Annotated in this window: 10 protein-coding genes and 1 pseudogene; 4 read left to right on the top strand and 7 right to left on the bottom strand. The window is 63.1% G+C overall.

The features are described 5' to 3' along the window. Window positions 1-697 precede the first annotated feature (697 nt). The 3 genes from CXY73_RS00570 (at window position 698) to CXY73_RS21740 (ending at window position 2073) form a co-directional block, all read left to right on the top strand. A complete protein-coding gene (locus CXY73_RS00570; protein ID WP_104176459.1) occupies window positions 698-1252 on the top strand; it encodes a hypothetical protein in 555 nt (184 codons plus the stop codon). Window positions 1253-1294: 42 nt separating this feature from the next. Further along, window positions 1295-1540: a site-specific integrase gene (locus CXY73_RS00575; protein ID WP_104133885.1), complete on the top strand. Its 246-nt coding sequence runs from the start codon at window positions 1295-1297 to the stop codon at window positions 1538-1540. A 395-nt stretch (window positions 1541-1935) separates the two neighbouring features. Then, entirely contained in the window at window positions 1936-2073 is a 138-nt protein-coding gene (locus CXY73_RS21740; protein WP_158252928.1) for a hypothetical protein, read from the top strand. Between the two features lie 50 nt (window positions 2074-2123). On the opposite strand, the gene CXY73_RS00580 is transcribed toward CXY73_RS21740, so the two are convergent. The 6 genes from CXY73_RS00580 to CXY73_RS00605 all read right to left on the bottom strand — a co-directional run bounded on the left by CXY73_RS00580 (window position 2124) and on the right by CXY73_RS00605 (window position 8598). Continuing rightward, window positions 2124-3221, bottom strand: coding sequence for a glycerol dehydrogenase (locus CXY73_RS00580; protein ID WP_158253964.1), 1098 nt, complete (start codon window positions 3219-3221; stop codon window positions 2124-2126). Continuing rightward, window positions 3214-4023: an SDR family NAD(P)-dependent oxidoreductase gene (locus tag CXY73_RS00585; RefSeq protein WP_104133887.1), complete on the bottom strand. Its 810-nt coding sequence runs from the start codon at window positions 4021-4023 to the stop codon at window positions 3214-3216. Before CXY73_RS00585 ends, CXY73_RS00580 begins: the two co-directional genes overlap by 8 nt. Then, the gene (locus tag CXY73_RS00590) at window positions 4013-4993 is read right to left on the bottom strand and encodes a transketolase family protein (RefSeq protein WP_104133888.1); all 981 of its coding nucleotides are present in this window, start codon (window positions 4991-4993) and stop codon (window positions 4013-4015) included. The genes CXY73_RS00585 and CXY73_RS00590 overlap by 11 nt, the downstream gene beginning before the upstream one ends. Beyond that, complete coding sequence (locus CXY73_RS00595) at window positions 4986-5831, bottom strand: transketolase (RefSeq protein WP_199185233.1); 846 nt, start codon at window positions 5829-5831, stop codon at window positions 4986-4988. Before CXY73_RS00595 ends, CXY73_RS00590 begins: the two co-directional genes overlap by 8 nt. Beyond that, window positions 5824-7467: an NAD(P)/FAD-dependent oxidoreductase gene (locus tag CXY73_RS00600; protein ID WP_104176462.1), complete on the bottom strand. Its 1644-nt coding sequence runs from the start codon at window positions 7465-7467 to the stop codon at window positions 5824-5826. The genes CXY73_RS00595 and CXY73_RS00600 overlap by 8 nt, the downstream gene beginning before the upstream one ends. Before the next feature lie 285 nt (window positions 7468-7752). After that, entirely contained in the window at window positions 7753-8598 is an 846-nt protein-coding gene (locus tag CXY73_RS00605) for an IclR family transcriptional regulator (RefSeq protein WP_104176463.1), read from the bottom strand. A gap of 15 nt (window positions 8599-8613) precedes the next feature. On the opposite strand from CXY73_RS00605, the gene CXY73_RS00610 reads away from it, so the two are divergent. Continuing rightward, a complete protein-coding gene (locus CXY73_RS00610) occupies window positions 8614-9159 on the top strand; it encodes a 2,4'-dihydroxyacetophenone dioxygenase family protein (protein ID WP_199184137.1) in 546 nt (181 codons plus the stop codon). Window positions 9160-9425: 266 nt separating this feature from the next. On the opposite strand, the pseudogene CXY73_RS00615 reads toward CXY73_RS00610, so the two are convergent. Next, window positions 9426-9868 (bottom strand): annotated as a pseudogene (locus CXY73_RS00615) (acetyl-CoA C-acyltransferase); the annotation flags it as partial.

Here is a 9868-nt window from a genome sequence, read left to right on the forward strand (position 1 = left end):
AGGTCAGTACCGCACTACAACCGAGATCGACCGGGCAAGGTGAACTCGACGAACGCCATCTCACTGATCAGAGCTCGCGCTGGTGGATGTTCCTCGAGATCCTTGGCCCGATTGTCGAGTTCGAGGAGCATGCTCTGATATCTGAACGGACCCGGGATGGGCTGGCCTCGGCCCGTGCCCGGGACGACAGGCAGAAACAAAACTTGAACTGCGCCAGGTCAGGCTGGCCAGCGAGATGTAGGAGAAGGAGAAGAAGAACGCCGATGGCAAACGGGCCCGCACCGTCGAGCACTCCACCGAGAAATTCGGAGCCACTCGCCCTACGTTCTACCGACATCGGGCAAACCGTGAGCCGCAGCCGTCCACCGCGAAAGAGTGCGTCGCCACATGCAGCCGATAACGGTGAGAAGATCTCACGTGGCACTTTATTCCCTTCTCATAGCTACCGAGCGTGGGCACGTGCTGACGTTGCCCGTAGGAGAAACGGAACTGCCCACCTGTTGTACGCATCAATGATGCGGTCATATCATTGATCCGGCAACACCGCGGGAGAGATCGACCCCACCTCATTGGCACGCCTACTCGACTACAGCCCCCAAACGATGGCCCGCCATGCCAGCGCCACCACCTCGAGCTACGTCATCGACCAGAATCCCCGCTTCGCGAAGGAACGTCCCAGCACAGGACCTGCCCTCACATGAAGTCCGACACGGGTCACTTCCCCTGGGAGTGGACAATTGGCGACGTCGATGACGCGTTCTCTCATGCCCGGTCGGTGCAGAATCTTTCGCAATCGAAGGTTCGTGCGTATCAGACAGCGGTGAAGGTGTTCTGCGATTTCCTGCTCAACCCGAACTATGACTGGAACGAGCTCCGCGGCCGCACATTCGGCTCCTCCCTGTCGCAGGTGGTGACCGAGTTCAATCGGGCGCGGCATGTTCAACGCAATAAGCAGCAGCCGCAGAAGCGTTCGTTCACACGGCGTGAGCTGCAGGACTTCTTTGACCTCGCCACTCTCGAGGTCGAGCGGGTGGTGGACTCACACCGCAAGGGCGCCGTGACCGCCTATCGGGACGCGGTCGCGTTCAAGACCGCCTATGTCTGGGGCTGCGCGCGAACGAGACCACGCATCTGCAGGTCGTCGATTTTTCTCGGAACCCGCACGCTCCACAGTTCGGCGATTTCGGGGTGCTGCAGGTGCGCTTTGGAAAGTCACAGAAGGGCTCCCCGTCCAAGCGTCGTTCGGTGCTGACAGTGTTCGAGTGGTCTGCCCAAACGGTCCACGAATGGATCCGTGGGGCCTGCCGGACTGAACCCGCCGCCGGATCTTTTCCCCACCAGCACCGGCCTGGTCGTGCCGAAATCGAACCTACGACGCCGGTTCCGATCGTTCATCGACGAGCTGGGGTTCCCGACCGGCTTGGACCTGCACTCATTCCGCCGGTCGTGCGTCACGCATCTGGTCGAGTTCTATGCGTTCCAGCAGACGTTTATCCAGAAGCAACTCGGCCACGGACACGTCTCGACGACATCGATCTAAACCCCGCGTTTCTGACGACGATCAGGTTCGTGAACAGAATCGGGTACTGGAGAACACCCTCGCTAACGCGACGAAGCCCTCTACCCCTTGGGAGAAACCCGCATGAAACGACAGATCGAATACCAGTGGCGTGTTCGAGAGCTGATGGCTCGCCACGGGATGCGCAACAGCCGCGAATCAGCCGATCTGCCGCGACTGCGCCGCCACCACCACAGCCCTGACCTGCACACGCTGCGGCGAGGAGGCAGAACGATTCCGCAGCGGGCACCTGCATCCGCTGCATCCTCCGGGACGACCTCGCCGCACTGCTCCGGGCCACCACTCTCCCGGACCTGCGACTGAAACGCCTCATCGAAATCCTCGCGACCGTTGAACGATCAGAAAGTATTTACACCTTGATTCGAGGCCAGCAAGCGCACGAACTCCTCACCAGGCTCGGTGCCCGCGACCTTGAACTCACCCACGACGCCTTCGACGCCCTCCCGCCCACACGCGCCGTCACCCATCTGCGCGAGATCCTCATCTGGCCCTGACCCCGTTGTGTGGACACACCGCGACCCGGCGATCGCGAGAGGTGAGTGATTCAGACCGCGACGAGCCGTTCCACGTGGAGAATCGCCGCGACCACGGCGGCGTGATCGACCTGTGCGCCGGCGACGTTTCGAACGTGGGGCGCGGTGAGAGTGCCGTTCGCGACGTCGCGGACCACCTCGTCAGAAGGAGTTGCACCGAGATCGCCGAGGCTGCGCGGCAGGCCTATCGAGGCGAGGAAGCCCGCGACATCCATTATCTCAAAGTCGCTCGACCCCGTGAGCGCGAGCTGCATCAGCAGACCGTATGCAACGTGTTCACCGTGTAGCTTCGACGCCGCACCGGGCACCGCCATCAACCCGCGCGTCGCCGCGTGCGCAATCGACAGTCCGCCGTTTTCGAAGGCGAGACCGGAGAGCAGGATGACCGCCTCTACCGTGTCCTCGAACGCCTGATCGATCCGTCCCGCAACGTGCGACGCCAGCGCGGCAGCGGACTCCTCACGCAGAATGCGGTAGCAGCCTGCAGCGATCACGGAGGCGACTTTCAGACCGCGCGTGCCCTGCATCGTGTGGCCGCCGGCGGCCCGGCAGGCCTCGACCTCGAAATGTTTGGACAGCGCGTCGCCGATGCCCGCGGAGAGGAAGCGCGCGGGCGCTTGGGCGATCACGGCGGTGTCGACCAATACCAGGGCAGGATTTCGTGCCAGCAGTGGAACTTCGCGTAGCTGGTGGTCGTCGTTGTACAGGGCGATGGCGCGGCTAGCGGGGGAGTCGTTGCTTGCAATCGTCGGCACGGTCACGACGGCAACCCCGAGCATCCGGGACACCCCCTTGGCGATGTCGATCGTCTTGCCGCCACCGACCCCAACGACGACGTCGGTATCGGCGGGTGCGCCGTCTGCCGCCGCGGCGATGCCGGACTCGGTCACTTCGGCCGAGACGGGCCGGCACGCGATCGCCACCCCGGCGGCCGAGCATACCTCAGCGATGCGCGGCTGGAGGCGGTCGAACAGGAAGGCGTCGATCAGCACCAGGCAGGATTTCCCGACACGAGCGAGCTCGGTGCCGATCAGGTCGAGAGCACCCGGGCCCTGCACGTACCGGCCGGTCGCCCCGAAGATCCGCACGTCGGTCTGCGACTCAGTCACCGGGAAACGCATCCTCGGGAGCGCCGTAGGCAGTGTAGGCGCCGTCGACGGGCAGCACCACGCCGGTGATAAAGCGCGCCTGGTCGGACGCGAGGAATGCGAGTGCCTCGGCCACGTCGGTGGCCGTTCCCATCTCCCCGGTGGGCGATCTTCGAACGATGGCGTCGACGTCGAGCCGCCCTTCGGCCATCAGCTTCTCGGTCATGGCGGTGTGGATGTAGCCGGGTGCCACGGCATTGACCCGAATGCCGTACGGTGCCCACTCCGAGGCGAGCACTCGCGTCAGCATGCTGACCCCGCCCTTCGACGCGCTGTATGCCGTTCGCCGGGGCAGCCCGATGACACCGGCGATAGAACTCAGGTTCAGGATGACTCCACCGCCGGTTTCGCGCATGATACGCGCGGTCGCCTGGCACATCAGGTAGCTGCCGGTCAGGTTCACGTCGATGATCCGCTGCCAGTGCTCCAGGTCCTGCTCGAGCGTCGGAGCCCGGCCCTCGGCGATTCCCGCGCTGTTCACGAGCACGTCGATGCGGCCGAAGCGCGCGAGCACCGCCGCGGTCAGGGCGTCAACTGAGGGCTGCAGGGAGACATCTACCTGCAGTGCGAGGTGGCCCTCACCCAACAGGCCGTCAATCGTGCCCGACGCCGAATCGACGGCGAGGTCGACAGCGACGATGTGGGCGCCGCGCCCGGCGAAAAGCTCTGCCGCCGCCCGGCCGAGGCCGCTCCCCGCCCCCGTGATCACAACGACCCGTTCGGCGAGGCTGCCTACCGGCAGCCCCCCGACCTCAGATGCCATCGATCACCGCGCGCGTGATGCGGGTCTGGTCGAGGCCGCCTTTCTCCTCCATATAGGCCTGGGATCCCGCTTCGTGGAAGCGGTGCTGGATGCCGATTCTGATCAGCGGCACTTGGATGCCCGCATCGTAAAGTGCCTCGACAACGAGTGTCGCGAGTCCCCCGCTCATTTGGTGGTTTTCCGCGATCACCAGGCGTTCAACCCCGGCAACGAAACGCAGCACGCCTTCGGTGTCGAACGGTTTTATGGTGGGCACATGCAGAACGCCAGCCGAGACTCCATGCTCGGTCGCGGCATCCGCTGCCACCAGAGCTCGCTGAGTCATGAAGCCGCTCGAGATGACGCCCACCTCGGATCCGGTGCGGAGCTCCTTCGCCTTGCCGAATTCGAAGGTGTACTCGTCGGGGTCGAACACGACGGGCACCTTGCCGCGCAGGCTTCGCACGTAGACGGTGCCTTCGATGTCGGCGACGGCTTTCACCACCTGGGCGAGTTCGGTCGCGTCGCACGGGTCGATGATGGAGAGGTCCGGGATCATGCGCAGCACCGCGATGTCGTCCGTGGCCTGATGTGTCGCCCCGTAGGGATTCATCAGACCGGGCATTCCCGCGAGTATCTTCACGTTCGCTTTGCTGTGGGCGCAGGCGATGATGAGAAAGTCCAGGGCTCGCCGGGTGATGAACGCCGCGTAGCTGGTGCAGTAGGCGATCTTGCCGGTCTTGGCGAGACCCGCTGCGATGAGCAGCAGGTCTGCCTCGGCCATTCCGACCTGGAAGAAGCGGTCAGGATGCGCGTCGCGGAACGGGTGGATGTCGCTGAACCGGCCCATGTCGGCGGTGAGGCCGACGATCTCGGGTCGGTGCTCGGCGAGCTCGACAAGCGCCCTCCCGAGAGGAGCGACCTCGTACGGGCCTTCGACGTCGAGGATCTCGCCCATACCGCCGGCGCGGCCCGACTTCAACTCAACCATTGTTGCTCTCCAGTTCCTCGCTGAGCAGTGCCCACTCGTTGGGGTCGACGCGCACGAAGTGTGCCCGGTCGCGACGTTCCAGCGTGGGGATCCCCTTGCCGGGTGTGGTACGCAAAATGATGGCCTTGGGCCGGCCATCGCGCTCCCGCAACTGGTCGAAGGCGGCCATGATGGCCTCGATGTCGTTGCCGTCGATCTCGCGGGTATCCCAGCCGAATGCGCGCCACTTGTCGGCGATCGGTTCTATGTCGAGCACCGTGGGGCCGTCGGCCTGAATGCCGTTGCAGTCGATGACAGCAACGAGGTTGTCGATCCGATGGCTCGACGCTGCCATCGCGGCCTCCCAAACCGAACCCTCCTGCAGCTCTCCGTCGGAGAGCGTACAGATGATGCGTCCCGGATGCTTGTCGAGACGGTAGCCGAGCGCCATGCCTACTGCCTGGCCGAGCCCCTGTCCGAGGGAACCACCGGTGATCTCGACTCCTGGCTGGTCGTCGAACGTACTCAGGGCCAGGTCGGCGCCGTTGAGACCGAAGTCATCGAGCTTCGTTTCAGGGATGTAGCCGATGCGGTGGAGCACGGCGTACAGCGCGATCGAGTAGTGGCCAATGGAGAGCACGAAGCGGTCGCGACCGCTCCACGCGGGATCGGCGGGGTCGTAGTCCAACTCCCGGTAGTAGACGACCGCCAGGAGGTCGGCGATGTCCATGCCCTGGGCGACATAGCCCTCGCCTTTGTCGGCGGCCATCCGCAGAATGGTGCGTCGAAGCTCAAGCGCTTCGAACCGAAGCTCGGCTGCGGTTCGAAGCCTCGTATTGAGAGGCATCGGCTTAGGCATTCACGCGCTCCGCGGGTTGCCCGTCGAGAAGGAAGCGTTCGCCGAACTCCGTATCCCGGTCGGCTTTCATGTGATCCATGTACGCCGCCATTCCCCCCATGAAGAAGTAGTTCCTCACCGGCTTGCCGGGGATGTTGGCTCCATTAATCCACGAATTGACCTTCGGGAACAGCGTTGCCGCAGCAGTGCTGTCCGACAGCTCCATCCAGTCTTCTTCGGCCTTCTGCGAGGGCTCGAGGGTGGCGGCTCCGGAGTCAATGGTGTGCCTGATCGCGTCGGTGATGAAGTTCACCTGCGCCTCGTGCACCGGGGGCTGGTTCGTGAACGGGCTCATCGGTCCGTAGACCATGTACATGTTCGGGAAGTCCGCGGTCATGGTGCCCATGTAGGCGTGCGTACGGTCGCGCCACTTGTCCTGCAGCGTCAGGCCGTTTCGGCCCTGCTGGAAGATACGGAGCTGGTTGCCCGAGACGGCGTCGAAGCCGGTGGCGAGCACAATGACGTCGAGTTCGTACTCGGTGTCGCCGGCACGGATGCCTTTCTCCGTAAATTCAACGATCGGGGTTTTCTTCACGTCAACCAGGGTCGTCGTAGGCAGGTTGTAGGCCTCGAAGTAACCGTCGCAGCAGAGCGGGCGCTTCGCGTAGAGGTCGGTCGGCACGAGGAGTTCGGCGACGATCGGGTCTCTCACCGTCTCCCGGATGTGCTTCTCTATCACATCGGTCGCAGCCTTGTTCGCAACCAGGCTGGTGCCCACGTCATTGAAGGCCTTAAACATGTACTGGAATCCGCCACCGTCGTCGTAAACCTTCTCGAAGGCCTCGTGGCGGGTGGCCTCGTCGACGCTCTCGGCCGAGACGTTGCTCTCGGTGAAGCCGAACGCGGTGGTGGAGTAAAGAAGGTCATGGTGGTAGCCGTCGTAGTTCTCGCGGATGCTCTCGAGCAGGCCGGGGTCGATCGGGCGGTGGCGTGAAGGCACGACCCACTGGGCGGTGCGCTGGAACACTGTGAGGTGCTCGGCGATGGGCGCGATCTCCGAGACGAGCTGGATGCCGCTCGATCCGGTGCCGATGATACCGACCCGCTTACCGACGAGGTCCACCGGTTCGTGCGGCCAGCGTGCGGAGTGGTAGATCTCACCGCCGAACTTCTCTTGGCCCGGGAACTCCGGCACGTTGGTGGCCGAGAGCAGGCCGACTGCCTCGACGAGGAACCGGGCCGAGAACTGCTGGCCCTTGTCGGTAGTGACGCGCCAGCGTTCGGCCTTCTCGTCGAAGACCAAGCTCTCGATCTGGGTGTTGAACTGGTAGTGGTTGCGCAGGTCGTAGCGGTCGGCGACGTGGCCCAGGTACGCGAGGATCTCGGTCTGGCGCGGGTAGCGCTCCGACCACTTCCACTCGTTGTAGAGCTCCTTATCGAAGAAGTAGCAGTAGGCGTTGACTTCGGTATCCGACCGGGCGCCCGGGTACCGGTTCCAGTACCAGGTACCTCCGACGTCGCCTGCGTTGTCGAATGCCTGAACCGTGAGGCCAAGGTTGTCGCGCAGGGCGTGCACCGAGTAGAGACCTGCGAACCCACCTCCGATGACGACCGAATCGACCTCGATTACATCCGGTCGTGTAGCGACATTGCTCATCGTCGGAACCCTTTCTCTTAGAAGTGATTAGGAATCGATCATCCCCCCGCCATCGGCGGGCCGGTGGGAGGCGTCGCAATATGGGACATCGCCGATTCGCACGTATGAGGTGCCAGAGAGACTGGGGCCGTGGTCCAGCAAAGAAAAGGCGACGATGCCTCGGTCACCAGTGGGCCTCACCCCGTTCAGCTGCGAGAGCGGAAAATGCCCTGCAACTATTTAGAGACCAAAGTTCACTCCAACGCCACTCTCGCAACCAATCGGCATTTTGCGCTTGAGGTCACCTCAATTGCTTGCCTCTGAGGCCGTCTCCAGGAGAGCCACCACAATTTCCCGCTCTGTGCGGAGGAACCGTTCAATGGGTGAAGACACCGTCAGAGCTGCGACTACACGACCATCAACACGGATCGGCGCGCTGACCGAGTACACGCCTTCTCGGTATTCCTCGCAATCACGCCCCAGTCCTTCAGAACGAACGCGATCGAGGTCGGCGTCAAGCGCAGCGCGGTCAAGGAGCGTGTTGGGCGTGTGGCGCACAAACTCGTAGCCGTCGAGAACGATTTCGAGTAGGGTCTCATCAGCGTGCGCCAGCAAGAGCTTGCCGCTCGCTCTGGCATGCACGCTTTGGGTGAAACCCACCTCAAGTCCAACCACACGCACGGCATGAGCGCCCTCCACGGTCGCAAGAATTTGAACATTCCCTCGGTGCCAGCCGGTGAGAAACGTCGTCTCACGGGTGCGAGCAGCTAGACGGCGCAGCGCATCACGGTGTGCCAACGGGGTCCGGGGGCGAAGTACTGGCGAGTTCGCAATCTCAACAGCCGCAGGTCCGAGCTGATAGCGCTTCCCCTCGGTCTTCACCAACAGGCCTTCCTGAGCCAGAGTGGAAAGCAGGTGATAGGCAGTGGAGAGCGTGAGCTCAAATTGACTGGCGATTTGCGATGCGGTCTTGCCCTCGTAAGAGTGTGACACCTCGAGAAGAATGCGGGATGCCCGAGCTACAGACTGGATTGAGGTTCCATTCTTCAGGGGCATGCTGCCACCAATCTTGTGCTGTTGACTTTCGAGAGCTAATGCGAGATTCTGACGCAGATGGCGGTAGTAACTACAGCTATTTGCCAATGATGGCATAGGACTGGAGTGATAATGACGCAGAAGCTACCTGCTGAGGCAACAAGAGGTGAAGCCGCAATCCCGTATCGAGGCGAACAGCCGTTCGGGATGGTCGATGACTTGGTCGTGCCGGGCGCCATCGATCTCGACGACGATGCAAGATTCTGGGTTCCACAATCGAAAGATGTGAGTTTCAAACCGCTGGTGCTGTCAGTGAGCCAGGGCTATTTTGTAAACGTCCTTCGGGTCAGAAAGAACGGCATATTGTCGCGGCACCGTCATGCTGGTCCGGTGCACGCGACCGTACTTCGCGGACGCTGGCACTATCTCGAGCACGCATGGTGGGCGGAAGAGGGCTCGTATGTATTCGAGCCACCGGGGGACATCCACACTCTTGAGATTCCCGACGGAGTAGCGGAAATGGCGACGCTGTTCCACGTGACTGGTGCATACATTTACGTTGATCCGGATGGGAACCCGACTGGAGTAGAAGATGTTTTCACAAAGATCGAGAATGCGCGGGCGCACTACGAGAAGGTTGGGCTCGGCGCCTCCTACGTGGAACAGTTCATCCGGTGAGTCGTCCGTCTGACCGTGTTCATGCAGCCGGACTGGGGTCAGGTGCAGCGGAAGCTGGCCAGGGGCGAGGGACGGTGAAGATGCTGTACCAGGAGTATGACGACGTAAGCGGTCAGGCGGGGCAAGCTGCGATGAGTTATGACCGATGCTACCGGTTTTACAGCGATCACGCGGTGGTCGATGCGCCTCGTCACGGGTCGGCCACAAGAAGGTGTGGCCTTGGAGGGTGGTGCGCTAACGTGATCGCCGGTCACGTCCCGCCGGTGTTACGCGCGTTCGAAGATGGCGGCGAGTCCCTGCCCGCCTCCGATGCACATGGTTTCGAGGAGGTAGCGGCCTTCGGTGCGCTGCAGGTGGCGGGCGGCGGTGGCGAGGATGCGGGCGCCGGTCGCGCCGACCGGGTGGCCGAGGGAGATGCCCGAGCCGTTGACATTGGTGCGGGCCCAGTCCTCCGGGGTGAAGTTCCACTCGCGGCTGACGGCGAGCACCTGCGCGGCGAAAGCCTCGTTGAGCTCGATCAAGTCCATGTCGACGAGAACGAGCCCGGCACGCTCCAATGCCAGCTTCGTCGCCGGGACCGGGCCGAAGCCCATGCGCGAGGGCTCGACACCGGCTCGACCCCAGGCGACGAGCCGCACGATCGGGGTCAGGCCGAGCTCGGCGGCGCGTTCCGGGGTAGTGACGATGCACGCGGCGGCGGCGTCGTTCT

Origin of the sequence: Cryobacterium sp. Y50 (genome assembly GCF_002929805.1) — a bacterium.
In the GTDB taxonomy this organism is placed as follows: domain Bacteria; phylum Actinomycetota; class Actinomycetes; order Actinomycetales; family Microbacteriaceae; genus Cryobacterium.

Coding starts and splice junctions, on each gene's coding strand:
- CXY73_RS00610 (WP_199184137.1), top strand. CDS start 8,614: ATGACGCAGAAGCTACCTGCTGAGGCAACAAGAGGTGAAGCCGCAATC.
- CXY73_RS00600 (WP_104176462.1), bottom strand. CDS start 7,467: ATGAGCAATGTCGCTACACGACCGGATGTAATCGAGGTCGATTCGGTC.
- CXY73_RS00595 (WP_199185233.1), bottom strand. CDS start 5,831: ATGCCTAAGCCGATGCCTCTCAATACGAGGCTTCGAACCGCAGCCGAG.
- CXY73_RS00605 (WP_104176463.1), bottom strand. CDS start 8,598: ATGCCATCATTGGCAAATAGCTGTAGTTACTACCGCCATCTGCGTCAG.
- CXY73_RS00590 (WP_104133888.1), bottom strand. CDS start 4,993: ATGGTTGAGTTGAAGTCGGGCCGCGCCGGCGGTATGGGCGAGATCCTC.
- CXY73_RS00585 (WP_104133887.1), bottom strand. CDS start 4,023: ATGGCATCTGAGGTCGGGGGGCTGCCGGTAGGCAGCCTCGCCGAACGG.
- CXY73_RS00570 (WP_104176459.1), top strand. CDS start 698: ATGAAGTCCGACACGGGTCACTTCCCCTGGGAGTGGACAATTGGCGAC.